Source organism: Burkholderia sp. 9777_1386 (assembly GCF_015712265.1).
GTDB lineage: Bacteria > Pseudomonadota > Gammaproteobacteria > Burkholderiales > Burkholderiaceae > Burkholderia > Burkholderia cenocepacia.
The window spans coordinates 103,718-125,950 of record NZ_JACCQB010000014.1 but is presented as its reverse complement, the minus strand read 5'-3'; the positions used below and the strand labels follow the sequence as shown (position 1 = coordinate 125,950).

The 22,233-nt window shown below is 68.3% G+C and carries 24 protein-coding genes; 16 read left to right on the top strand and 8 right to left on the bottom strand.

The window, feature by feature from the left end; all coding sequences use genetic code 11:
• Positions 1-22: 22 nt before the first annotated feature.
• Positions 23-256, top strand: a complete 234-nt coding sequence (locus H0X91_RS13955) for a 2Fe-2S iron-sulfur cluster-binding protein (protein ID WP_006495055.1) — start codon at positions 23-25, stop codon at positions 254-256.
• The gene (locus H0X91_RS13950; RefSeq protein WP_080330922.1) at positions 253-1,521 is read left to right on the top strand and encodes an NAD(P)/FAD-dependent oxidoreductase; all 1,269 of its coding nucleotides are present in this window, start codon (positions 253-255) and stop codon (positions 1,519-1,521) included. Before H0X91_RS13955 ends, H0X91_RS13950 begins: the two co-directional genes overlap by 4 nt.
• 50 nt (positions 1,522-1,571) lie before the next feature.
• On the opposite strand, the gene H0X91_RS13945 is transcribed toward H0X91_RS13950, so the two are convergent.
• Positions 1,572-2,516, bottom strand: a complete 945-nt coding sequence (locus tag H0X91_RS13945) for a LysR substrate-binding domain-containing protein (RefSeq protein ID WP_006495053.1) — start codon at positions 2,514-2,516, stop codon at positions 1,572-1,574.
• Between the two features lie 163 nt (positions 2,517-2,679).
• Between H0X91_RS13945 and gtdA the strand changes: the two genes are divergently transcribed.
• The 8 genes from gtdA (at position 2,680) to H0X91_RS13905 (ending at position 9,166) form a co-directional block, all read left to right on the top strand.
• On the top strand, positions 2,680-3,723 hold the full coding sequence (gene gtdA / locus H0X91_RS13940) for a gentisate 1,2-dioxygenase (RefSeq protein ID WP_058903007.1): 1,044 nt from the start codon (positions 2,680-2,682) through the stop codon (positions 3,721-3,723).
• Positions 3,724-3,810: 87 nt separating this feature from the next.
• Positions 3,811-4,509, top strand: coding sequence for a fumarylacetoacetate hydrolase family protein (locus H0X91_RS13935; protein ID WP_006488722.1), 699 nt, complete (start codon positions 3,811-3,813; stop codon positions 4,507-4,509).
• A 34-nt stretch (positions 4,510-4,543) separates the two neighbouring features.
• Complete coding sequence (gene maiA / locus H0X91_RS13930; RefSeq protein ID WP_006495051.1) at positions 4,544-5,185, top strand: maleylacetoacetate isomerase; 642 nt, start codon at positions 4,544-4,546, stop codon at positions 5,183-5,185.
• Between the two features lie 32 nt (positions 5,186-5,217).
• Positions 5,218-6,426, top strand: a complete 1,209-nt coding sequence (locus H0X91_RS13925) for a 3-hydroxybenzoate 6-monooxygenase (protein WP_080330924.1) — start codon at positions 5,218-5,220, stop codon at positions 6,424-6,426.
• An 80-nt stretch (positions 6,427-6,506) separates the two neighbouring features.
• Complete coding sequence (locus H0X91_RS13920) at positions 6,507-7,868, top strand: MFS transporter (protein ID WP_059723230.1); 1,362 nt, start codon at positions 6,507-6,509, stop codon at positions 7,866-7,868.
• 99 nt (positions 7,869-7,967) lie between these two features.
• A complete protein-coding gene (locus tag H0X91_RS13915) occupies positions 7,968-8,318 on the top strand; it encodes an ArsR/SmtB family transcription factor (protein ID WP_006488725.1) in 351 nt (116 codons plus the stop codon).
• Positions 8,308-8,742 (top strand): YeeE/YedE family protein, encoded by a 435-nt coding sequence (locus H0X91_RS13910; RefSeq protein ID WP_062910513.1) that lies wholly within the window; start codon positions 8,308-8,310, stop codon positions 8,740-8,742. Before H0X91_RS13915 ends, H0X91_RS13910 begins: the two co-directional genes overlap by 11 nt.
• Before the next feature lies 1 nt (position 8,743).
• On the top strand, positions 8,744-9,166 hold the full coding sequence (locus tag H0X91_RS13905; protein WP_062910512.1) for a DUF6691 family protein: 423 nt from the start codon (positions 8,744-8,746) through the stop codon (positions 9,164-9,166).
• Between the two features lie 108 nt (positions 9,167-9,274).
• Here the strand turns inward: H0X91_RS13905 and H0X91_RS13900 are convergent, their stop codons facing one another.
• Positions 9,275-9,625: a hypothetical protein gene (locus H0X91_RS13900; protein WP_006488712.1), complete on the bottom strand. Its 351-nt coding sequence runs from the start codon at positions 9,623-9,625 to the stop codon at positions 9,275-9,277.
• A 212-nt stretch (positions 9,626-9,837) separates the two neighbouring features.
• On the opposite strand from H0X91_RS13900, the gene H0X91_RS13895 reads away from it, so the two are divergent.
• Positions 9,838-11,322 (top strand): aminotransferase-like domain-containing protein, encoded by a 1,485-nt coding sequence (locus H0X91_RS13895; RefSeq protein WP_006488713.1) that lies wholly within the window; start codon positions 9,838-9,840, stop codon positions 11,320-11,322.
• Between the two features lie 84 nt (positions 11,323-11,406).
• Here H0X91_RS13895 and H0X91_RS13890 read toward each other — a convergent pair whose 3' ends face one another.
• From H0X91_RS13890 to H0X91_RS13875, 4 genes are all read right to left on the bottom strand, one after another.
• The gene (locus H0X91_RS13890) at positions 11,407-11,685 is read right to left on the bottom strand and encodes a hypothetical protein (protein WP_006488718.1); all 279 of its coding nucleotides are present in this window, start codon (positions 11,683-11,685) and stop codon (positions 11,407-11,409) included.
• Between the two features lie 8 nt (positions 11,686-11,693).
• Positions 11,694-12,944, bottom strand: a complete 1,251-nt coding sequence (locus H0X91_RS13885; protein WP_330165485.1) for an acyl-CoA dehydrogenase family protein — start codon at positions 12,942-12,944, stop codon at positions 11,694-11,696.
• Positions 12,941-13,192 (bottom strand): acyl carrier protein, encoded by a 252-nt coding sequence (locus tag H0X91_RS13880; protein WP_006490451.1) that lies wholly within the window; start codon positions 13,190-13,192, stop codon positions 12,941-12,943. The genes H0X91_RS13885 and H0X91_RS13880 overlap by 4 nt, the downstream gene beginning before the upstream one ends.
• Positions 13,193-13,372: 180 nt before the next feature.
• Complete coding sequence (locus tag H0X91_RS13875) at positions 13,373-14,155, bottom strand: Crp/Fnr family transcriptional regulator (RefSeq protein ID WP_006494986.1); 783 nt, start codon at positions 14,153-14,155, stop codon at positions 13,373-13,375.
• Positions 14,156-15,075: 920 nt separating this feature from the next.
• On the opposite strand from H0X91_RS13875, the gene H0X91_RS13870 reads away from it, so the two are divergent.
• The 4 genes from H0X91_RS13870 to polX all read left to right on the top strand — a co-directional run bounded on the left by H0X91_RS13870 (position 15,076) and on the right by polX (position 19,981).
• Complete coding sequence (locus H0X91_RS13870; protein WP_006494985.1) at positions 15,076-15,858, top strand: Crp/Fnr family transcriptional regulator; 783 nt, start codon at positions 15,076-15,078, stop codon at positions 15,856-15,858.
• Positions 15,859-15,869: 11 nt separating this feature from the next.
• Entirely contained in the window at positions 15,870-17,276 is a 1,407-nt protein-coding gene (locus H0X91_RS13865) for an undecaprenyl-phosphate glucose phosphotransferase (protein ID WP_034203353.1), read from the top strand.
• Between the two features lie 384 nt (positions 17,277-17,660).
• Entirely contained in the window at positions 17,661-18,053 is a 393-nt protein-coding gene (locus H0X91_RS13860; RefSeq protein WP_012493297.1) for a TraR/DksA family transcriptional regulator, read from the top strand.
• 149 nt (positions 18,054-18,202) lie between these two features.
• Positions 18,203-19,981 carry a DNA polymerase/3'-5' exonuclease PolX gene (gene polX / locus H0X91_RS13855; RefSeq protein WP_058903049.1) on the top strand — a complete coding sequence of 593 codons (1,779 nt, stop codon included), beginning with the start codon at positions 18,203-18,205 and terminating at the stop codon, positions 19,979-19,981.
• A 40-nt stretch (positions 19,982-20,021) separates the two neighbouring features.
• Here the strand turns inward: polX and ald are convergent, their stop codons facing one another.
• Positions 20,022-21,137: an alanine dehydrogenase gene (gene ald, locus H0X91_RS13850; protein WP_006494982.1), complete on the bottom strand. Its 1,116-nt coding sequence runs from the start codon at positions 21,135-21,137 to the stop codon at positions 20,022-20,024.
• 296 nt (positions 21,138-21,433) lie between these two features.
• Here ald and H0X91_RS13845 point away from each other — a divergent pair, with 296 nt between their 5' ends.
• Positions 21,434-21,850 (top strand): DUF3995 domain-containing protein, encoded by a 417-nt coding sequence (locus H0X91_RS13845; RefSeq protein WP_043204794.1) that lies wholly within the window; start codon positions 21,434-21,436, stop codon positions 21,848-21,850.
• Between the two features lie 19 nt (positions 21,851-21,869).
• Here the strand turns inward: H0X91_RS13845 and H0X91_RS13840 are convergent, their stop codons facing one another.
• On the bottom strand, positions 21,870-22,181 hold the full coding sequence (locus H0X91_RS13840) for a 2'-phosphotransferase (protein ID WP_012493299.1): 312 nt from the start codon (positions 22,179-22,181) through the stop codon (positions 21,870-21,872).
• Between the last annotated feature and the right edge of the window lie 52 nt (positions 22,182-22,233).

The window sequence follows — 22,233 nt, the reverse complement described above, 5'->3', positions numbered from 1 at the left end:
GGGCGGCCCGGCGGAGGCTGACATGATCATTCATCTGGACGGCCGCGCGCTGACGGTGGCCGACGGCGCGACCGTCGCGGCCGCCGTTGCGGCGAGCGGCGACGACATGACGCGCGTGTCGTGCACGGGGGCGACGCGTGCGCCGTTTTGCGGAATGGGCATCTGCCAGGAATGCCGGATGACGATCGACGGCCGGCGCCGGCTGGCGTGTCAGACGCTGTGCCGCGATGGCATGCAGGTGGAGCGCACGCGATGAATCAGGAACGATTGAGCGTCGACGTCGCGATCGTCGGCGCGGGCCCGGCCGGGCTGTCGGCCGCACGAGCCGCCGCGCGCAGCGGCGCGACGGTTGCGATCGTCGACGACAACCCGCGCGCGGGCGGGCAGATCTGGCGGCAGCCGGCAGCGTCCGCACCGACGCCGGCCGCCGCCGAACGCCTTGCCGTGCTGCGACAGCCGAACGTCACGCATCTCGCGGCGACGCGCATCGTCGCCGAAACGCAGCCGGGCACGCTGCTGCTCGAGGACGACGAACGCGGGCTGCTGCTCGATTTCCGGACGCTGATTCTCTGCTGCGGCGCGCGCGAGCTGCTGCTGCCGTTTCCGGGCTGGACGCTGCCGGGCGTGACGGGTGCCGGCGGCTTGCAGGCGCTGATCAAGTACGGGCTCGACGTGCGCGGGCAGCGCACGGTGATCGCGGGCAGCGGGCCGCTGCTGCTGGCGAGCGCGGCGACGGCCCGGCAGGCCGGCGCACGCGTGTCGCACGTGCTCGAACAGGCCGCATGGGGCGACGTCGCCGGCTTCGGCGCGGGGCTGTGGCGCTGGCCGTCGAAGCTCGCGCAGGCCGCGAAGCTCGTCACGGCCGCGTATCGGCCCGCTGCGTACGTCGTCGAGGCATTCGGCGACCAGCGGCTCGAACGCGTGCGGATCCGCCAGGGCGATCGGGAATTCGACGTCGACTGCGACCGGCTCGCGTGCGGCTTCGGCCTCGTGCCGAATACCGTGCTGCCGCGCCATCTCGGCTGCCGGATCGAGCACGGCGCGGTGGCGGTCGACGCACACCAGCGCACGAGTCGCGACGGGTATTTCGCGGCGGGCGAGTGCACGGGCGTCGGCGGCAGCGAGCTGGCGATGGTCGAAGGCGAAATCGCCGGCTATGCGGCGACCGGGCAGACCGACCGACTGGCCGCGCTGGTCGCACGCCGCGCGCGCTGGCAGGCATTCGCGGATGCCGTGCGCGAGCGCTTCGCGATCCGTGAGCCGATCCGCCGGCTCGCGCGAGCCGACACGCTGCTGTGTCGTTGCGAAGACGTGCGGTTCGATGCGGTCGCACGGGAACCGGGCTGGACGGCCGCCAAACTGCAGTCGCGTTGCGGGATGGGCGCATGCCAGGGCCGCGTTTGCGGCGCGGCCGCGCAGGCGCTGTTCGGCTGGACGCCGCCGGCGCCGCGCACGCCGCTCGTGCCCGCGCGGGTCGGCACGCTGATGCTCGACGGTACGGGGCCCTGCGACGGCGCATGATGCGTGCGGCGTCGCGGTGAAGCGGTCCGGTTCGCGCCGGGCCGCGCCTTTCATTCCACCTTCACTTTCTCCCATCCGCCAACCTGCGGCGCCGCACAGGCGCGCAGACACTCGATCGTCGCGGCCACGGCCGCGCGGTTCGCGCTGTCGGGGTGCCAGTACATCGATACCGCGCCCTGGCCCTCGAGTTCCATCGGCAGGATGCGGATCGCGTTCAGTTGCGCGAAGCGCCGCGCGGCGCGGTGCGACGCGACGCCGAGCAGGTCGGTGTTGTTCAGCAGCGTGAGGTTGAGAATCGACGAATTCGATTCGACGCAGTGCGGCGGCTGCACGCGGCCGGCGGCGTGCAGCGCGGCTTCCAGCGCATTGTGGACGGGCGTACCCGCCGGCCACACGATCCACGGATAGGCGAGCACGTCGTCCCAGCCGAGCGACGTCGCGCCGGCGAGTGCGTGGTCGGGCCGCGCGACGAACACGACCGGATCGACGTACAACGCTTCGGCATGCAGCAGAGGATCGACGGACGTCGAACCCGAACGGCCGACGACGATATCGAGTTCGCTGCGCGCGAGCTGCGGCATCAACTGGTTCATCGTGCTTTCGGTGAGCCGCACCTGCGCGCGCGGCATGCGTTTCAGCAACTGCGACACCGCGAACGGCACCGTGTCGGCCGCCGCGACGCCCGACGTGCCGATCGTCACGAGGCCGCTGCCGCCTTCGCGCAACGCGGCCATGTCGTCGCGCGCGATGTCGAGCTGCGCTTCGACGCGGCGCGCGTGCTCGATCAGCGCTTCGCCGTAAGGCGTCGGCCGCAGCCCGCGCGCATGCCGCTCGAACAGCGGCAGCCCGACATCCTCTTCCAGCTCCTTCAGCCATTTCGACAGCGCCGGCTGCGTGGTCGCGAGCGCGACCGCCGACTGGCTCAGATTGCCGGTGCCGGCCAGGCTCAACAGTACCTGCAGATGCCGCAGACGCAGCCGGTGGGTCCAGTCCATTGCATGCCTCGTCGCGAGAAGGTATATCCAGAAATATATGGATCAGATGATTTGACCATTTTACCGGGTATGTCTGCGTCGAATATAAATCTGCTGACGGACTGCAGTACGGTCCCCGCCCCGACATAGCGCCGACCCGATCGGCCGACCCGCAGGAGACATCATGACGACCCATCCGGACGCGACACGCGCCGCTTACTACGCACGAATCGCCGAGCAGCGCCTGGCGCCGCTGTGGGAATCGCTGCACAACCTCGTGCCGACCTCGCCGCAGCCGGCCGCGCAGGCCGCGATCTGGAAGTACGCACAGATACGCGACCTCGTGATGCAGGCCGGCAGCGTGATCAGCGCCGAAGAAGCGGTGCGTCGCGTGCTGGTGCTGGAGAACCCTGGGCTGCCGGGCAAGTCGAGCATGACGCCGAGCCTGTACGCGGGGCTGCAGCTGATCCTGCCGGGCGAGATCGCGCCGAGCCACCGTCATACGCAGTCGGCGCTGCGTTTCATCGTCGAAGGGCGCGGCGCGTGGACGGCCGTGAACGGCGAGCGCACGACGATGCATCCCGGCGACTTCATCATCACGCCGTCGTGGGCGTGGCACGACCACGGCAATCCGTCGGTGGAAGACGGCGGCGAGCCGGTCGTGTGGCTCGATGGGCTCGACATCCCGCTGCTCGCGCACCTCGACGCCGGTTTCGCGGAGAACTTCCCGGAAGCCGTGCAGCCGGTGAATCGTCCGGAAGGCGACAGCTTCGCGCGCTTCGGTCACAACATGGTGCCGGTGCGGCATCGCGTGAGCGATCCGACGTCGCCGGTGTTCAGCTATCCGTATGCGCGCAGCCGCGAGGCGCTCGACGCGCTGTACCGGAACGGCGAACTCGATGCGTGGGACGGCGTGAAGCTGCGCTACGTGAACCCCGCGACGGGCGGCTGGCCGATGCCGACCATCGCCACCTTCATGCAGTTCCTGCCCGCGGGCTTCGACGGCCGCACGTATCGCAGCACCGACGCGACGATCTATTGCGTCGTCGAAGGCAGCGGCGCCGCGCTGATCGGCGACCAGACGTTCGCGTTCGCGCCGCACGACATCTTCGTCGCGCCGTCGTGGGCGCCGGTGCGGTTGTCGGCGTCGTCCGACAGCGTGCTGTTCAGCTATTCCGACCGGCCCGTGCTGTCCGCGCTGAACCTGCTGCGCGAAGCGCGCGACTGACGCCGGCGGCCGTCCACGATCCGTTTTCCGCGCGCCGCCGAAGTCGCGGCGCGCGCCCCTTCATTCATGTCTACGCTGGAGCCGTTCATGACTTTCGTATTCCCGCCCGAAGCGCCGGTAGCGCTGCCCGTTGCCGGCAGCGATGCCCGATTTGCGGTTCGCCGCGTCTATTGCGTCGGCCGCAACTACGCGGCCCATGCGCGCGAGATGGGCTTCGATCCCGATCGCGAGCCGCCGTTCTTCTTCTGCAAGCCCGCCGATTCGATCGTGCCGGTGGCGTACGGCGAGACGCTCGATCTCGCGTATCCGTCGCAGACGCAGAACTATCACTACGAAGCCGAACTCGTCGCGGTGATCGGCAAGGGCGGTTCGGACATTCCGCTCGAACGCGCGCTCGACCACGTGTGGGGCTATGCGGTCGGCCTCGACATGACGCGCCGCGACCTGCAGATGAAGATGCGCGAGATGGGGCGGCCGTGGGAAATCGGCAAGGCGTTCGACCGTTCGGCGCCGCTCGGGCCCGTGCATCGGGCGAGCGACGTCGGACATGTCGAGCAGGGCGGCCTGTGGCTGACCGTCAACGGCGCGACCAGGCAGAAGAGCGACGTGTCGCACCTGATCTGGTCGGTCGCGGAAACGGTGGCCGACCTGTCGAAGTTCTTCCGCCTCGAACCGGGCGACGTAATCTTTACCGGCACGCCCGAAGGGGTCGGGCCGGTGGTCGCGGGCGACGTGATGAAGGTCGGCGTCGAGCGTCTCGGCGAGCTGACCGTGCGTGTGGTCTGACGCCCGTTCGTCGCTTTCCTCGAAAGGTCACATCGTGCAACTGCATAGCTTCTTCAACAGTTCGACTTCCTACCGGGTGCGCATCGCGCTCGCGCTGAAAGGGCTGCCGTACGACACGCTGCCGGTGAACATCCGCACCGGCGAGCATCGCGACGCCGATTACATCGCGCAGGTGAACCCGTCGGCCGCGGTGCCGGCGCTGACCGACGGCGATTTCCGTCTCGGCCAGTCGCTCGCGATCCTCGATTACCTCGACCAGATCCAGCCGACGCCTCGGCTGATTCCGCTCGAACCGCGGCGCCGGGCGCGCGTGCTGGAACTCGCCGCGCTGATCGCGTGCGACATCCATCCGGTCAACAACCTGCGCGTGCTGCGCTATCTCGACAGCGAGCTGAAGGTCACGCCGCAACAGAAGAGTGCGTGGTACCGGCACTGGGTCGCGGAAGGGATGGCCGGCGTCGAGCGGCTGCTGGCCCGCGCGAACGCGGGCCCGTGGTGTTTCGGCGACGCGCCGACGCTGGCCGACGTGTGCCTGGTGCCGCAGGTCGCGAACGCGTTGCGGATGGATTGCGACCTGAGCGCGTATCCGCGCTGCCTCGCGGTGGTCGAGCACGCGCGGCACGAGCCGGCGTTCGAGGCCGCACAACCGCAGCGGCAACCGGACTACGTCGCGTAACACGAATCGCGTCATAGACGCAGGAGACGAACATGGGCGAGACAATCAACAACGGCCGGCGCGTACTCGTGATCGGCGGCGGTATCGGCGGGCTCGCGACGGCGCTGGCGCTCGCGCGTCAGGGCATTCGCGTGAAGCTGCTCGAACAGGCCGAACGGATCGGCGAGATCGGTGCGGGCATCCAGCTCGCCGCGAACGCGTTCAACGCGCTCGATGCGCTGGGTGTCGGCGAGGCAGCGCGCGGTCGCGCGGTGTTGACCGACTGGCTGCAACTGATGGATGCGATCGATGCACGCGAGGTCGCGCGCATCGATACGGGCGCCGCGTATCGCGACCGTTTCGGCAATCCGTATGCGGTGATTCATCGCGCGGACATTCACCTGTCGATCTACGAGGCGGTCAAGGATCACCCGCTGATCGAATTCCGGACGAGCACGCAGGTGTGCGGGTTCGAGCAGGACGGCAACGGCGTGACCGTGATCGACCAGCACGGCGAACGCTATCGTGCCGACGCGGTGATCGGCTGCGACGGCGTGAAATCCGCGATCCGTCAGGCGCTGATCGGCGATGCGCATCGCGTGACGGGCCATGTCGTGTATCGCGCGGTGGTCGAGGTCGACAACATGCTGAAGGATTTGCAGATCAATGCGCCGGTCGTATGGGCCGGCCCGCATTGCCATCTGGTTCACTATCCGCTGCGCGGCGGGCGCCAGTACAACCTGGTCGTCACGTTCCACAGCCGCGAGCAGGAGACCTGGGGCGTGCGCGACGGCAGCAAGGAAGAAGTGCTGTCGTACTTCGACGGCATCCATCCGCTGCCGAAACAGATGCTCGACCGGCCGACGTCATGGAAGCGCTGGGCGACCGCCGACCGCGATCCGGTCGAGCGCTGGAGCGCGGGCCGTGCGACGGTGCTCGGCGACGCCGCGCATCCGATGACGCAATACATCGCGCAGGGCGCGTGCCAGGCGCTCGAGGACGCGGTGACGCTCGGCGCGGCCGTTGCGCAGACCGACGGCGATTTCGAGGCCGCGTTCGCGCTGTACGAACGCGTGCGGATTCCACGCACCGCACGCGTGCTGTATTCGGCGCGCGAGATGGGGCGGATCTACCACGCGAAGGGCGTCGAGCGGCAGGTGCGCAACGGGCTGTGGGTCGGGCGCACGGACGCGCAGTTCTACGACGCGCTCGACTGGCTGCACGGCTGGCGTGCGGAGGATTGCCTGAAGACGGCCGCATAGCGCACCCGTTCAGCCCGATTCCGGCGGCGCGCATTTCAACGACAGACGACGCGCGCCGCCTTCCTGGAGGAGACACCATCATGGCCGATACGCTGTCCATCGACGTCAGCGAATGGATCGACCGGCATCGCATTGCGCCGTTTCAGGCCGCGATCGTCGTCCTGTGCTTTCTGATCGTCGCGATCGACGGATTCGATACCGCGTCGATCGGGTTCATCGCACCCGTCATCCGCGCGGAATGGGGCTTGTCGCCCGCGCGGCTCGCGCCGGTATTCGGCGCGGGGTTGGCCGGGCTGATGGCCGGCGCGCTCGTGTTCGGGCCGTTCGGCGACCGGTTCGGCCGCAAGCGCCTGCTGCTCGCGTGCGTCGCGTGCTTCGGCATCGCGAGTGCCGCGTCGGCGAGCGCGGGTAGCCTGACCGAGCTGATCGTGTGGCGCTTCGTGACCGGGCTCGGGCTCGGCGGCGCGATGCCGAATGCGATCACGCTGACGTCCGAATACTGCCCGGCGCGCCGTCGCTCGCTGCTCGTGACGACGATGTTCTGCGGCTTCACGATCGGTTCCGCGCTCGGCGGGCTCGCGGCCGCGTCGCTGATCGAGCACCACGGCTGGCGCGCGGTGCTGGTCGTCGGCGGCGCGGCGCCGCTGCTGCTCCTGCCGCTGCTCGCGTGGCGACTGCCGGAGTCGGTGCGCTATCTCGTCAACCAGGGCGCGCCGTCTGCGCGGATCGCGACGATGCTCGGCCGTATCGCACCGGATCCGCATCTCGCGCATGCGTCGTTCATCGCGCCCGCCGGAAAGCCGGCCGGGTCGCCGCTCGGCCGGCTGTTCGCCGCCGACCTGCTGCGCGGCACGCTGCTGCTGTGGCTCACGTTCTTCATGAGCCTGCTGGTCATTTACCTGCTGTCGAGCTGGCTGCCGACGCTGCTGCGCACGACTGGCGCGACGCTGCAGACGGCCGCGCGCGTGACCGCGATGTTCCAGGTCGGCGGCACGCTCGGCGCGATCATTCTCGGCTGGCTGATGGACCGCTTCGATCCGCATCGCGTGCTGGCCTGCAGCTATGCGGCGGCCGGTGCGTGCGTCGCGGCGATCGGCGTGTTCGCCGCGTCGCCGTGGGGTGCCGCGCTCGCGGTGTTCGCCGCCGGCTTCTGCGTATCCGGCTCGCAGGTGGGGGCGAACGCGCTATCGGCCGCGTTCTATCCGACCGAGTGCCGGACGACCGGCGTGAGCTGGGCGAACGGGATCGGTCGCGGCGGCTCGGTGGTCGGCTCGATGGCGGGCGGCGCGATGCTGGCGATGGGCGTGCCGCTGTCGACCGCGTTCGCCGTCGTTGCCGCGCCATGCGTGATCGCGGCGGTCGCGGTACTGGCGCTCGGCGTGGTGCGCGCGGGCGTGGTACGCGCGGCGGCCGCCGACGGAATGGCGGGCAGGCAGGCCTGATCGAAGGAGGGGCGGCCGGATTGCCGGTCCGGCAAGCAGCGGGATACAACATTATATAAATGAATATAATGTTCATTCTTTAATCGTATTCCCGCTCCGATGAACGACGATCTCCCCGCCGGGCTGCCCGCGCCCGATCAGATGCGCGCCGCCGCCGAATCGGCCTGCGCGCTCCTCAAGGTCATGTCGAATCCCGACCGGCTGCTGCTGCTGTGCGAACTGTCGCAGGGCGAGTGCTGCGTGAGCGATCTCGAGGCGCGACTGGACATCCATCAACCGACGCTGTCGCAGCAGCTCGGCGTGTTGCGCGACAACGCGCTGGTTCGTACCCGCCGGGAAGGCAAGACCATCCGCTATTCGCTCGACAGTCCGGCCGTGGTCGCGGTGATGGGCGTGCTGTACGAGCAGTTCTGCGGGGCGACCGCGAAGGAGGCGCGCGATGCAGGTTGATGCGCTTCATTTCGCGCCGTGGCTGTCGCTGGCCGGTGGCGTGCTGATCGGGCTCGCGGCCGCGTGGCTCGTCGCGTTCAACGGCCGGATCGCCGGCATCAGCGGGATCGTCGGCGGCTTGCTCACCGCGGGCGGCGCGGAGCGCGGCTGGCGCGTCGCGTTCATCGCCGGGATGATCGTTGCGCCCGTTGCGATGCACGTCGCCGGGAGCAGCCTGACGCCCCGGATCGACGCCGGTTGGCCTGAACTGCTCGCGGCCGGGCTGCTGGTCGGGATCGGCACGCGGTACGCGGGCGGCTGCACGAGCGGTCACGGCGTATGCGGGATGTCGCGCGGGGCGCTGCGTTCGGTGGTCGCGACGGCGACCTTCATGGTCGCGGGCTTCGCGACCGTCTTCGTGCGGCTGCACGTGGCGGGAGGCTGACATGCAGGCAGGATTCGCATTTCTGGCGGGGTTGCTGTTCGGCGTCGGCCTGATCGTGTCGGGCATGGCCGATCCGCAGAAGGTGCTCGGTTTTCTCGACCTGGCGGGCCACTGGGATCCGTCGCTCGCGTTCGTGATGGCGGGCGCGACCGGTGTTGCGGTGTTCGCGTTCGCGTGGGCGAAGCGCCGGACCCGCTCTTGGCTCGGCCTGCCGATGCAACTGCCGGCGGTGCGGACGATTACCGTGCGCCTGGTCGCGGGAAGTGCGGCGTTCGGCATCGGCTGGGGTATTGCCGGGTTCTGCCCGGGGCCCGCGATCGTGTCGATCGGCTTCGGGTCGGCCAAGGGGATCGGGTTCGTCGTCGCGATGCTGGCCGGGATGGCGTTGTTCGAGTGGATCGAGCGCTGGCGGAGCGGGCGGTGACGCGCGGGACGTTCGCTTGGCACGATTGCTCGGAACATCACGGGTTCATCGGTCACCGCGATGATGCGGTGACTTTCCGGCGTGGCTCACGGCGGGCAAGCCGCGATGTCAGACATGCTCGTTCACGTGCCGGCCGCCGTGCAGTCGCCCGGCCAGTCGGCGCAGGATGTCGCGCCACACCGCGAGCATGCTGCTTCGGCCCGAGGGGGCCACGATCGCCGTGCTGACCACGCCGCGGCCGCCAGCCGACAGCGCGACGTGACCGGCGGTTTCGAGCGTCAGGCATTCGCCCTCGTCGAGTTCGCGGCGAATGTATTGCGGGGCATCGGGCAGCCAGTCGAGCCCGCCGTGGCGCAGCGTGACCGCCAGCGCGCCATCCAGCACGATCAGCTGACTGCCCTTGTCGAACCACGCAAAGTGGCTTTGCCCGGCGTCGAGCCGGAGGTGTTGCGTCCGCATGGCGATTCCTTTTCCCGGTTGCTCCGGTTGCGCGGCCTCGCGACGACGAGGCGACAGCGTGCAATCAGGTTAGGGAAACGGACGCGCGCACGACAGATTCAGGGGACGGGAATCTGTTGCGGTGCAGGCGGCGGTTTCGCGCTGCTGTATCGGTGGGTTTCCCCCGAATCTGTATCTGGCGTGCGCGATGGGGCACGGGCACGATGGTCCGCATGACGCCTTTCGCCGACGCTTCCCGTACGCCTTTGCCGATGGACGGCGAGCCGCTTTACGAACGGCTCGCCGAACATTACCGCCGCATCATCGCGGCCGGCACGCTGTCGCCCGGCGACCGGATGCCGTCGGTCCGTGCGTGCATGGCGCAGCACGGCGTGAGCCTGTCGACCGCGATCCAGGCGTTCCGGCGGCTCGAGGATACGGGCTGGTGCGATGCGAAACCGCGTTCGGGTTACTTCGTGCGCCGCCGCGCGGCGGCCATGCTCGACACGCTGCCGGAAAGCGACGGGCCGCCGCTGAGTGTCGAGCCGCCGTTCGCGGGGCTGCACGAACGCGTCTCGCGCGTGATCGACCGTGCGAACGCGGCGACCGATGCGCTGAATCTCGGCGGCGCCTCCGCGCATGCCGCGCTGTATCCGACCGAGCGCCTGCAGGCGCTGGCGATCCGGCTGCTGCGGCGCAAACCCACGTTGCTGACCGATGCGGGGCCCGTCGGCGGTTCGCCCGAATTCCGGCAGACGATGGCCAAACGCGCGTTGTCCTACGGTGTGACGCTGACGCCGGACGACGTGATGTCGACGAGCGGCGGCGTCGACGCGGTGAATCTCGCGTTGCGTGCGGTCGCGCGGCCCGGCGACACGATCGCGATCGAATCGCCGGCCTTCTTCGGGCTGATCCAGCTGCTCGAAAGCCTCGGCCTGCGGGCACTCGAAATCCCGGCAAGCCCGACGACGGGCCTGTCGATCGAGGCGCTCGACGTGGCGCTGGCAGCCTATCCGGACATCCGGGCCGTGGTCGTCGTGCCGAACCTGCAAAACCCGCTCGGCTGCGTGATGCCCGACGAGCGCAAGGCTGCGCTCGTCGCGCTGTGCTCGCGCCACGGCGTGGCCGTGATCGAGGACGAGCCTTATCGCGAGCTCGTCGAGGCGCCGCACGCGGTCAGGCCGGTCAAGGCATGGGATTGCGACGGCACGGTGATCTATTGCCCGTCGTTCAACAAGGTGCTGGCGCCCGGGATGCGGCTCGGCTGGATGAGTGCGGGCCGCTGGCATGCGCGTGTGAGGATGCTGAAATTCGCGCACAGCCGGCACAACGCCGCGCTGCTGCAGGCCGTGGCGGCCGAATTCGTGGGCTCGGGCGCGTTCGATCGGCACCTGCACCGGTTCCGCGAACAGCTGCGCGTGCAGCGCGACGTGACGATCGACGCGATTGCGCGGCATTTCCCGGCCGGCACGCGGATGAATCAGCCGCCGGGCGGGATGCTGCTGTGGATCGCGCTGCCGGAAGGCGTGCGCTCCGATGCGTTGTTCGACGCCGCGCTGGCACATGGCGTCAAGATCGCGCCCGGTTCGATCTTCTCGAATTCGGACCGTTTCGACGGCTATATCCGGCTCGCCTGCACGCGCGTATTCGATGCGGTGCACGAGGCAGCGTTCGACACGCTCGGCCGCCTCGTACGGGAAGCCATGGCGGCCGCGTAAGCGCGACGGCGGCGGCCGGCCGGACTTGCGAATACGCGAGTGCGCCGGCCGGACGCGGGACCGAAGCGGCGAGCCGCCGCCATTTCATCGGCCGACCGTGTGCGTGGCGAGGTGCTGGCGAATCAGCGACAGGTAGCGATCGCCCACCGAGAAATCGCGTGCCGCGCGCGGCCGGGCGGCGGCAGGCCGCAGCGTGGCTGGCGCACTCATGCCCAGATATCGGCACACGGCCGACGGAAAGGGCTTGCGCGTATGCCCGAGCTGACGTGCCGCGCGCTCGACGCGGGCATCGCCGACCTGCGCACGCAGCCACGCCAGCACTTGGCGATCGGTGTCGTTGACGATACGGACCAGATGTTCCATCGCGCACCTCACTGTTCATAAATACAGTACTGTAAATATAACCAGTGTTTGCGGTAACCGCAAGCGGGCGCGCGTCGGCTGGCCGTTCGGCCAGGGTCAGCGCACCGGCGCGGCGGTGCGCGTGATCCGGGCGGCAGGGGCGGTCGGGGCGGCGCCGCGTGCAGGTCGCGAATGTGGCGGCCGATGCTGAACGGCGTGCCTTGCTTGTAGCCGGCCATCCCGCAGATCATCATCGCCTGGTGCGCGACTTCGAGCGCGGTTGCCGACACGTAGGTCTTCAGCGTATTGATCTCGGCGGCCCAGGCCATGCCGGCCGACCACGAGCGGGCCGACGCGTTCGCGTGGAGGCGCAGCACGTTGTCGACGCGGGCCTGCATCGCCTGCATCAGCGCGAGCGATTCGGCGATGCGCCGCGCGGCGGGCGACGGTGCGCCGTCGGTCTGGCGCGCCTGCGCGCGGAAAAACTGGTGCGCGCGATGGAACGCGTCGCCGGCGACGCCGATCCACACCGCGGCCCACAGGATGTGCGAGACCGGCACCATCGTTTCTTCGGCGATCTTCGCGAACGGCACCGGCAGGCATTGCACGGCGGCGCCTTGCGCGTCGAGCACGAAGCCGTTGCTGCAGGTGCCGCGCATGCCGAGCGTGTCCCATTCGCCGCGGCGCGTGAGCGTATAGCCGTCGCGCAGCAGAGTGACGAGCACCTGCTCGGAAGCCGGCGCGTCCGCATCGCGTCGCGCGGTCGCGAGAATGCCGTCGGCATAGTCGCCGTACGAGATCGTCGGCGCGGATTTGTGCAGCCGGAACCCGCCGCCGTCGGTTTCGAGGGCGCACTGGCTCGCGCGCAGGTTGCCGCCGACGCCGTCTTCCGACGTGGCCGAGGCGAGCAGCCACTGGTGACGCACGAGCTGTTGCAGGAACAGCTTGTGCCAGCCCTGGTCGGCGGCGTGATTGACGATGCAGGCGACCTGGATCTGGTGCATCGCGAACACCATCGCCGACGATGCACAGGCCTGGCCGAGGATCGAGCAGGCCGACGCGATGTCTTCCAGCGACGCGCCAGCGCCGCCGAGATGGGTCGGCACCATCGCGCCGAGCAGGCGGCGCGCGCGCATCGCCTCGATCGCCTCGACCGGGCAGCGCGCGTCGCGATCGACCGCATCGGCATGCTGGGCGGCGATCTGCGCGACCGCATGCGCGGCCTCGTCGAGCCGATGCGAATCGCTGTCGGGCGCGAGTTCGGGTAGCAGCGCGCTCATGCGGAATGCTCGGTGCGTTGCAGCGTGGCGATCGTGTCCGCGAGTGCGTCGATGCTGCGGAACAGGTTGCGGTTCAGCATCTCGTCGGGAATCTCGATGTTGAACTGCTTTTCGATCGCGAGCATCAGCTGGATCGTATCGAGCGAGGAGAGGCCCGCTTCGTAGAGGTCGTCCCCGTCACCGATCGAATCGATCGCGGCTTCGAGATGGGCGACGTGCTTCAGGATGGTTCTGATTTCGTTTTTCACGTGCTGCTCCGGCGTGCGTGGTGTCGTCCGCTCGGGCAGACGCGCGACAAGCGCTGACATCCCCCCGGCAGTCCGGCATCAGTAGACCATTGGCAGACACGGCGTTCTGTTCGCCACCCTACAAACAGCTGACCCTGCACGCGGGCGGCGCCGTCGCGCCGTCCCGGTCCGGCACGTTGATCACGTGCGCGACGCGGCCGGCACGCCCGAGTCGGCCGACAGGATGCGCTTCATCTCGTCGCGCACGATCGCGCGGCAGCCGCACGACATTTTTTCGAGGCCGTCGAGGTCCGCGAGCTCGATCGAGCTGCGGTATTGCCGGATCAGGCCGAGTTTCTGGATTTCGCCGGCGGCGTCCGTGACCGTCTCCCGCCGCACGCCGAGCATTTGCGCGAGCATGCTGTGCGTCACCTGGATCTCGATGCTGCGCGTGCGATCGAACGCGAGCAGGAACCATCTGCATAACTGATGTTTGAGCACGTGGTGACGGCTGCAGAACGTGATCTGCGACACCTGCGCCATCAGCAGCCGCACGCAGACGAACACGAGATGGCGAATCACCGGCGACGCGTCGAACGCGGCGGCGAAGACGCGCCGGTCGAGCCGGTAGACGAAGCCGTCGCGGCACGCGAGCGCACGACACGGCATCCGGCCGCTGCCGCCGATCACGTCGTCGCAGACCACGCTTTCGCTGCCGATCTCCGCGACTTCCAGCGTCATGCCGCCGGACGACACGTACTGCAGCGAAATCGCGGTCGTGACCGGCAGGTAGACGGCCGTGAGCATTTCGCCGGGTTCGCACAGCACTTGCCCGGATTTCAGGTGAACGAGTTGAAGGTGGGGCGTCAGCGTGGCGAGTTCGTCGCGGTCGATGGCCGCGAGAAACCGGTTGGCGTCGAAGCTGTGGGAAAGCTCGATCATGCCGTTCGCATACGCGACGGCGTCGGGGGCCTGGTGAGTCACGGCGCATCCTCGCAGGGTGGCGGTCGCGCGTCGTCGCGGCGAATCCCGCAACGGGGATTTCGCACGATCGTGCGGACTTGTGTTGATCGAAAGCGGAATGACGATACTGGCGAAAAAGGCTAGCACGCAATCGAATTCGGGCAATTTCGCATTACGTCATTTCACAAAGTTTGACGATTGCGGTTCAGTGCAAACGTTATGCCGATTTAATGATTCATTTTCAAGGGATTAATTGTCCGGAAATGGATTGGTGCGCTTTCCTGTCATTCGATGTCGAACCGGAATCAATCGAACGACGTGGCGCATCGTACAACGAAAGGCTCCCGCGCCATTGAACATTATTTGACAAATAAACGGGGAGCGCCTGATTTTTCATTGGGATCAATGGCTTGAGCATGATGTGTGCGGTAGCGGACAGAGCCTCGAATTAGTGTCCCGATTCAAATTTGAGACAGTTTGAAACAAGCGTGTGAGGTGTGGCGGCGTCGGCAAATGCTGCGCTGCACATCACGGAAACAATTGAAAATCGGCTGTAAGTATTTGAACGGTAAGCGTCGCGACCGTCACCCGATCGCCCGCGGCCGATGCACGGGAATTGATCAGTCGAATGCGCGCTGTGTCCGTTGCGTGGAGGAGTGTCCGGAAATGAGACGTTTTTTCGATTTTGGGGACGGTTATTCGGGCGCGCTAAATCGGACGTGATTCATATATTAAGGATGGACGGCTATTGGCACGTAAATCGCTTATTCGGGCTGGCGTGTCGAAACGGGACAGTCGACTCAATCCGGCGATGACAAGCCGATGGTCAGTCGGATTCAGGGTTGTGGGCCGCAACCGCTGTCAATGTCCGGGCGCGCATCGCGATAACGAGTTCCGTGCACGCGGCTGCAGGCGGCGCGGACAATAAAAGGGATACAGACATGCTTCATCTTCACTCGAGCTACTCGGCGAATGCCATCCTTGCTGCCCTCCCGGAGGACAGCATCCGCACCATCGCACCGCATCTCGAACTGGTCAGGATCAAGGCCGGGATGCTCGACCGGGTCGGCGAGCCGATGCGTCATCTGCACTTTCCGACGACGGCGATGATGTCGGTCCAGCACCTGATGGAAGACGGCGCGATGGTCGAGGTGGCGGTGGTCGGCCGCGAGGGCGTGGTCGGGTTGGGCACGCTGGTCGGCGGCGTCGCCGCGTCGAGCCGGGTCGAGGTGCGGATCGGCGGGATGGCGTATCGCGTGCCGAGTTGCGTGATGCGCGCCGAGTTCGAGCGGTCGCCGCAGACCTATCGGCTGCTGCTCAACACCTGCCAGGCGACGATGGCGCAGATCTCGCGCAGCGCACTGTGCAATCGGCACCATTCGGTCAGCGAGCAACTCAGCCGCTGGCTGCTGCTCGCACACGACCGGATCGACGGCGACGAGCTGACCGTCACCCAGCAGACGATCGCGAACATGCTCGGCGTGCGGCGCGAAGGCGTGACGGAAGCGGCCGGGAACCTGCAGGAAGCCGGCCTGATCCGGCAGCGCCGCGGCCGCATCACGGTGCTCGACCGCGATGGCCTCGAACATCACGCGTGCGAATGCTACGACCTGATTCGCGCGGACTATCGCCGGCTGCTCGGCACGCGCGGGAATACGAGGCCGGCGACGGTTCGCCCGCGCATGCCGGAAGGGCGTTGCGGTTTCCCGGCGCACGGTGCGTGACGATGCAGTCGATGTCCGGTGGAACGAATGCGATGCGGCGCGCCGCGATCGCGGCGGCCGACGTCGTGCTCGTGCTGGCCGGCGCGCTCGTCGCGCAGGCTGCGTCGGGTCTCGGCTGGCATGCGCTGTCCGACGCGCAGCGCGGCGCGATCGCGCTGCTGTGCGTGCTGACGGTGGCGCTGCTGCCGCGCTACCTGCGCACTGTGCGCGGCGGCGTCGCGGTGCAGGGCGGCGCGCACGCGCTGACGCACACGCTGGTGGCGGTGGTGTGCGCGAGCGTGCTGACGGTGGCCGGCACGATGTGGATCATGAATCGCGGCGGCACCGTCACGACCCGCTGGATCGTGCGCACGGTGCTCGCCGGTGACGCGGCGCTGCTGCTCGGCCGCGCGGCGTTGCTGGCGTTCGCGCTGACGCGCGGCGATCCGCGGGGGCGGCAACGTCGCGTCGCCGTCGTCGGCGCAACCGGCTACGGGCGGGTGGCGATCGAGCGGATGCAGCGCGCGCCGAATGGCCCGTTCGTGGCCGCGTGCGTATTCGACGACGATGCGCAGACCGCCGCGGGCGGCATCGGCGGCGTGCCGGTGATCGACGACTGGCCCACGTTGCGCGACCTGATTCGGGGCGGCGACATCGACGAGGTCTGGCTCACGCTGCCGATGTCGCACGAGTGGCGGATCCAGCGCATCGTGCGCGAATTGCGCGACGAGTTCGTCGAGTTGCGGCTGTTGCCCGACGTGCGGCAGATGGCGGTCGTCGATCGCTCCGCGACCGACCTGCTCGGCATGCCGGCGATCAATCTCGCGACCACGCCGCGCGCCGCGCCGGAGCTATGGGCCAAGTTCGCGTTCGACCGGCTGTTCGCGTTCGGCGTGCTGATTCCGTTGCTGCCGCTGCTGACGATGGTGGCGATCGCGGTCAAGCTGTCGTCGCCGGGGCCGGTGCTGTTCAAGCAGCGCCGCAAGGGCGTCGACGGCCGCGAGTTCCATATCCTGAAGTTCCGGACGATGCGCGTGCACCGCGTGCAGCCGGGCGTCGTGCGGCAGGCGTCGCGCAACGATTCGCGCATCACGCGTGTCGGCGCATTCCTGCGGCGCACGTCGCTCGACGAGCTGCCGCAGTTCTTCAACGTGCTGTTCGGGCAGATGTCGGTGGTCGGCCCGCGTCCGCACGCGATCGAACACGACGACCTCTATCGGCAACTGATCGACTGCTACATGTACCGCTACCGCGTGCGGCCCGGCATCACCGGATGGGCGCAGGTGAACGGCTATCGCGGCGAAACGCGCAAGGTCGAGGCGATGGAGGCGCGCGTGAAGTTCGATTTGTTCTACATGCAGAACTGGAGCTTCTGGTTCGACATCAAGATCATCCTGATGACGGTGGTGCGCGGCTTCATCGGGCGCAATGCATTCTAAGGAAGACGAATCATCGAAGCGGCGCCGCGTGAGCGACCGTATCGACGGAATGAGGCCGGCTCGTGCGCACGGAACGAAGCGATGTGGCCGCATGGGAAATTGCTGCGCTGCGTTTGCGCCGACGGGGCTTCGCCACGCGCCCCTTCGGTCGCGATTCCGCGTCCGTCCCCAGTTTCGTCCCTCCGCCGTCGCATGACCGGCACGCTGATTCCGGTCAACACACGCGTGTTCAATGGGTTTATCCTGCGTCGAATGCGTCCGGCGTTTTGCGCGTCCGGTCGCATCATCCGGATGCGGCGGCGCAGGTCATGCCTGCGCGTCGCGCACCGGCGCGATACCGCGCGCCGCCTTTCTTCGCGCGGAACCGGAACAGGAGAGACGGCCATGTCGCTCGACCAACAACAACGGCAGACGCTGAAACAGCGGCTGAACGAGAGCGAGCAGGCGCTGCGTGCGGAGATCCGCACGAGCGAAGACCAGCGCGCGTCGGAATCCTATGCGGATCTGGCCGGCGCGGCGCCGGACGAGGGCGACGAGGCGAATGCCGACCTGTTCGTCGACGTCGACCATGCGTTGATCGGGATGAAGCTGACCGAACTGCGCGCGATCGGGCGCGCCCAGCAGCGGATGCGTGACGGCAGTTACGGCGAATGCATCGACTGCGACGGCGCGGTCGGCTACGAGCGGCTGCTGGCGCGGCCGACCGCCGAACGTTGCACGCATTGCCAATCGATCTACGAACGACGCTACGCGACGACACCGCGCGCGTCGCTCTGACGCCGCGGCTCCAGCCGCGCGGTACGCGCCGCGCGGCCGGCGCAGGATGACCAACGGGCGCCCGGCGGCGTCGACATGCGGCGCCGGGCGGGCAGACGCCGTCGCGCAGGGGCGCGGCGCCATCCACGTGGAAGGGAGCCACGCCGATCATGCCGATCCACAATGCCGAGTGCGCGGCCGTGTTCGCCGAGATCGCCGACATGCTCGAGATCCAGGGCGCCAACCCGTTTCGCGTGCGTGCGTACCGCAACGCCGCGCGTACGATCGCCGACTACGGCCGGGATATTCCGACGATGATCGCGAAAGGCGACGATCTCGGGAAGATTCCGTCGATCGGGGCCGATCTTGCGGCGAAGCTGCGCGAGATCGCCGCGACCGGCACCTGCGAACTGCAGCAAACCTTGCGTCATGCGCTGCCGGGCGCGATCGTCGAGCTGCTCGACGTGCCCGGGCTCGGCGCGAAACGCGTGAAGGCGCTGCATGACGCGCTGAACGTCGATTCGCTCGAACAGTTGCGCGCCGAAGCGAAGAGCGGGCATGTGCGCGAGCTGCCGGGCTTCGGCGCGAAAACCGAAGCGCATCTGCTCGAAGCGATCGACGATCGCCTGCAGCGCGAGCCGCAACGCTTCCTGCTGCCCGACGCCGCACATGCGCTGATGCCGTTGCTCGAACGCCTGCGGGCGGTGACCGGCGTCGGCCAGGCCGTGCCGGCCGGCAGCTTCCGCCGCCGCCGCGAGACGGTCGGCGATCTCGACATCCTCGTCACCGCGCGCGACGCGGGTGCGGTCACCGCAGCGTTCGTCGGCTACGACGACGTGGCGCGCGTGCTCGCGCACGGCAAGACGCGCTCGAGCGTGATGCTCGTCAACGGATTGCAGGTCGACCTGCGGGTCGTCGATGCCGATGCGTTCGGCGCGGCGCTCGTCTACTTCACCGGATCGAAGGCGCACAACATCGCGCTGCGCAGGCTCGCGCAGGCCGGCGGCCTGAAAATCAACGAATACGGCGTGTTTCGTGGCGACGAACGGATTGCCGGAGCGACGGAGGCATCGGTCTACGCGGCTATCGGGTTGCACGAGGTGCCGCCCGAGTTGCGCGAGGGTCGCGGCGAGATCGATGCGTCGCGTGCCGGCACGCTGCCGGCGCTGGTCGAGCGCAAGCATCTCCATGGCGACCTGCACGCGCACACCGATGCGTCGGCCGGCCGCGACGGCCTGCGCGCGATGGCCGCCGCCGCGCGTGCACGCGGGCTCGCCTATCTGGCCGTCACCGACCGCGCCCCACCCGACGGCGGCGCTCGCAACGGTTTCGACTGGCTCGCGCGGCAACTCGACGACATCGATCGCCTCAACGCGACGTTCGACGATTTCGTGTTGCTCAAGGGCGTGGAGGCCGGCATTCGCGAGGATGGCAGCCTGGACGTGCCCGACGCGCTGCTCGGCCGGCTCGATCTCGTGGTCGGTGCGATACGCGACGGCTTCGACCTGCCGCGCGGCGCGCAGACCGATCGCATGCTGCGCGCGATGGATCATCCGCATTTCTCGATTCTCGCGCACCCGACCGGCCGCCTGCTCGGCGAGCGCGACGCCTGCGAACTCGATGTGCCGCGCGTGCTCGCGCAGGCTGCCGCGCGCGGCTGTTTCGTCGAACTCGATGCACAGCCGCGGCGCTTCGACCTGCCGGACGTGTGGTGCCGCGAGGCCGCGAAGGCCGGCGTGCCGGTCGCGATCGGTTCGGATGCATGCAGCGCGGACGAGCTCGACAACCTCGCGTTCGGCGTCGATCAGGCGCGGCGCGGCTGGCTGACGCGGCAGGACGTGCTGAACACGCGCACGCTCGCGCAACTGCGGCCGCTGCTGGCGCGCACGATGGGCGGTGCGGGCAGCGCGGGCGGCGGTGCGAAGCGGAGTCGGTCGAAGGGCGCGTGAGCGTGGCCGGTCGCGATGCGTTCAGCTCATGCCGGCAGGGTCATCCGAGCACGCCGGTCGCGGGGACGTAAGGTAGGCCGAGCGCCAGCGCGACCGCTTCGTACGTGATGTGACCGTCGCACACGTTCAGGCCCGCGCGCAGATGCGGATCGTCGAGCATCGCCTGCTTCCAGCCCTTGTCGGCGAGCGCGAGCGCATGGCCGAGCGTTGCATTGTTCAGCGCGAAGGTGGACGTGCGCGCGACCGCGCCGGGCATGTTCGCGACGCAGTAGTGGACGACCCCGTCGACGACGAAGGTCGGCGCCGCATGCGTGGTCGCATGCGAGGTCTCGAAGCATCCGCCCTGGTCGATCGCGACGTCGACGACGACCGCGCCCTTGCGCATCGTCGCGATCATGTCGCGCGTGACGAGCCGCGGCGCCGACGCGCCCGGCACGAGCACGGCGCCGATCACGACGTCGGCATCGCGCACGGCTTCGTCGACCGTCTGCGCATTCGAACAGACGGTCGCGATCCGGTTGGCGAACACGAGATCGAGCTGGCGCAGCCGGTTCACGTTGTTGTCGAGCACGGTGACGCGCGCGCCGAGGCCTACCGCCATCTGCAGCGCGCCGGTGCCCACCACGCCGGCGCCGAGCACGACGACGTGCGCGGCCGGCACGCCCGGCACGCCGGCCATCAGCAGGCCGCGGCCGCCGCGCGGGCTTTCGAGGTGGGTCGCCGCGACCTGGATCGACATGCGGCCCGCGACTTCGCTCATCGGCGCGAGCAACGGCAGGCCGCCGCCGGGGCCCGTCACGGTTTCGTACGCGATGCAGACCGCGCCGGATTTCACGAGCGCGGCGGCCTGATCGGGATCGGGCGCGAGATGCAGGTATGTGTAGAGGATCTGGCCGCGCCGCAGCATCGCGCATTCGGCCGGCTGCGGTTCCTTGACCTTGATGATCATGTCGGCGCGCGCGAAGATGTCCTCGGCACCGTCGCTGAGCGACGCGCCCGCGGCCGTGTAGTCGTCGTCGAGCAGGCCGATCGCCGTACCCGCGCCGCGCTGCACCAGCACGCGATGGCCGTGCCGCGTGAGTTCGCGCGCGCCGGCCGGCGTGAGGCCGACGCGGTATTCGTGGTTCTTGATCTCTTTCGGCACACCGATCAGCATGAGTCGCCTCCATGGCCTTCGTTATCGTCGTCGTGCGAGCAGCCGGTCGCGCAGCGGCAGGCCGACCGCAGTACTGGAATAACAGGGTAGTAGTGCGCGGAGGGAAGTCAAGCGGCCGGGCTGTGCGACGACGCATGCGCACTGCAACGCAGCATGCATCGCCGTCGGTTGCGACCGGACGTCGCAATGTGCGCGTGACCGGGTTTCGGTATCGTCATGCGTGGCGCGGGCCGGGGCCGCGAGCCGAACACCTTTCGGCAAAACGACGAGACAACGAGACGAGGACCTTGATCGACATGACCGCTGCGTATTTCAGCGTACCGACGCTTTGCGCCATCGCGCTCGTGCACGTGTACTGGGCGTTCGGCGGGCGATTGGGCAAGCGCGCGGCCATTCCGGAGCAGGATGGCGTACCGCTGTTGCGGCCGACTGCGGTCGGCACGCTTGCCGTCGCGCTCGCGCTGCTGGGCGGTGCAGGCGCGGTCGCCGCGCGTGCCGGCTGGCTGGGGCGCAACGCGTATCCCTGCACGATCGCGTTCGCGATCGTTGCGCTCGCATTGATCTTCGCGGTGCGGGCCGTCGGCGATTTCCGCTACGTCGGCTTCTTCAAACGCATTCGCGGGTCGCGTTTCGCGCGGATGGATACGCTGTATTACTCGCCGCTGTGCGCGGCGCTGGCGCTGTCGATCGCGTCGATGTTCTGGCCGTGGTGAGAGAGGAACGGTGCGTGATTCAATCCGCGCGCGTATCGATTAGCTCGAGATATTCGGCCGGCACGGCATCGATCAGCCACACATCGTTTTCGGCGGCGAAGAACGTGTGGCCCTGCCGGTGCATCAGCTGCGCCGCCACTTCGAGGATTGCGGGCACGCCGTAACGCGCGCCGACGGCCAGCGCCGTCCGGATGTCCGCCGGCAGATACACGTGATGAGGGGCGCCGGGTTCCGTCGCCGCCTGATCGTCGCTGTCCGCCATTTCCTCATCCTTGCACATTCCGGCATCCGGTTTTTCCATTGTTGCTGATTTCGATGCACTGAATTGCATTGAACCCTCTAGCAATGGAACCGGTTCCATATATAATTCGCGGCACTCGTCG

What these genes read in the sequence shown, in the direction of transcription:
- H0X91_RS13955 (WP_006495055.1), top strand. Translation starts at nt 23, where the DNA reads ATGATCATTCATCTGGACGGCCGCGCGCTGACGGTGGCCGACGGCGCG.
- H0X91_RS13950 (WP_080330922.1), top strand. Translation starts at nt 253, where the DNA reads ATGAATCAGGAACGATTGAGCGTCGACGTCGCGATCGTCGGCGCGGGC.
- H0X91_RS13945 (WP_006495053.1), bottom strand. Translation starts at nt 2,516, where the DNA reads ATGGACTGGACCCACCGGCTGCGTCTGCGGCATCTGCAGGTACTGTTG.
- gtdA (WP_058903007.1), top strand. Translation starts at nt 2,680, where the DNA reads ATGACGACCCATCCGGACGCGACACGCGCCGCTTACTACGCACGAATC.
- H0X91_RS13935 (WP_006488722.1), top strand. Translation starts at nt 3,811, where the DNA reads ATGACTTTCGTATTCCCGCCCGAAGCGCCGGTAGCGCTGCCCGTTGCC.
- H0X91_RS13925 (WP_080330924.1), top strand. Translation starts at nt 5,218, where the DNA reads ATGGGCGAGACAATCAACAACGGCCGGCGCGTACTCGTGATCGGCGGC.
- H0X91_RS13920 (WP_059723230.1), top strand. Translation starts at nt 6,507, where the DNA reads ATGGCCGATACGCTGTCCATCGACGTCAGCGAATGGATCGACCGGCAT.
- H0X91_RS13915 (WP_006488725.1), top strand. Translation starts at nt 7,968, where the DNA reads ATGAACGACGATCTCCCCGCCGGGCTGCCCGCGCCCGATCAGATGCGC.
- H0X91_RS13910 (WP_062910513.1), top strand. Translation starts at nt 8,308, where the DNA reads ATGCAGGTTGATGCGCTTCATTTCGCGCCGTGGCTGTCGCTGGCCGGT.
- H0X91_RS13905 (WP_062910512.1), top strand. Translation starts at nt 8,744, where the DNA reads ATGCAGGCAGGATTCGCATTTCTGGCGGGGTTGCTGTTCGGCGTCGGC.
- H0X91_RS13900 (WP_006488712.1), bottom strand. Translation starts at nt 9,625, where the DNA reads ATGCGGACGCAACACCTCCGGCTCGACGCCGGGCAAAGCCACTTTGCG.
- H0X91_RS13895 (WP_006488713.1), top strand. Translation starts at nt 9,838, where the DNA reads ATGACGCCTTTCGCCGACGCTTCCCGTACGCCTTTGCCGATGGACGGC.
- H0X91_RS13890 (WP_006488718.1), bottom strand. Translation starts at nt 11,685, where the DNA reads ATGGAACATCTGGTCCGTATCGTCAACGACACCGATCGCCAAGTGCTG.
- H0X91_RS13885 (WP_330165485.1), bottom strand. Translation starts at nt 12,944, where the DNA reads ATGAGCGCGCTGCTACCCGAACTCGCGCCCGACAGCGATTCGCATCGG.
- H0X91_RS13870 (WP_006494985.1), top strand. Translation starts at nt 15,076, where the DNA reads ATGCTTCATCTTCACTCGAGCTACTCGGCGAATGCCATCCTTGCTGCC.
- H0X91_RS13865 (WP_034203353.1), top strand. Translation starts at nt 15,870, where the DNA reads ATGTCCGGTGGAACGAATGCGATGCGGCGCGCCGCGATCGCGGCGGCC.
- H0X91_RS13860 (WP_012493297.1), top strand. Translation starts at nt 17,661, where the DNA reads ATGTCGCTCGACCAACAACAACGGCAGACGCTGAAACAGCGGCTGAAC.
- polX (WP_058903049.1), top strand. Translation starts at nt 18,203, where the DNA reads ATGCCGATCCACAATGCCGAGTGCGCGGCCGTGTTCGCCGAGATCGCC.
- ald (WP_006494982.1), bottom strand. Translation starts at nt 21,137, where the DNA reads ATGCTGATCGGTGTGCCGAAAGAGATCAAGAACCACGAATACCGCGTC.
- H0X91_RS13845 (WP_043204794.1), top strand. Translation starts at nt 21,434, where the DNA reads ATGACCGCTGCGTATTTCAGCGTACCGACGCTTTGCGCCATCGCGCTC.
- H0X91_RS13840 (WP_012493299.1), bottom strand. Translation starts at nt 22,181, where the DNA reads ATGCAATTCAGTGCATCGAAATCAGCAACAATGGAAAAACCGGATGCC.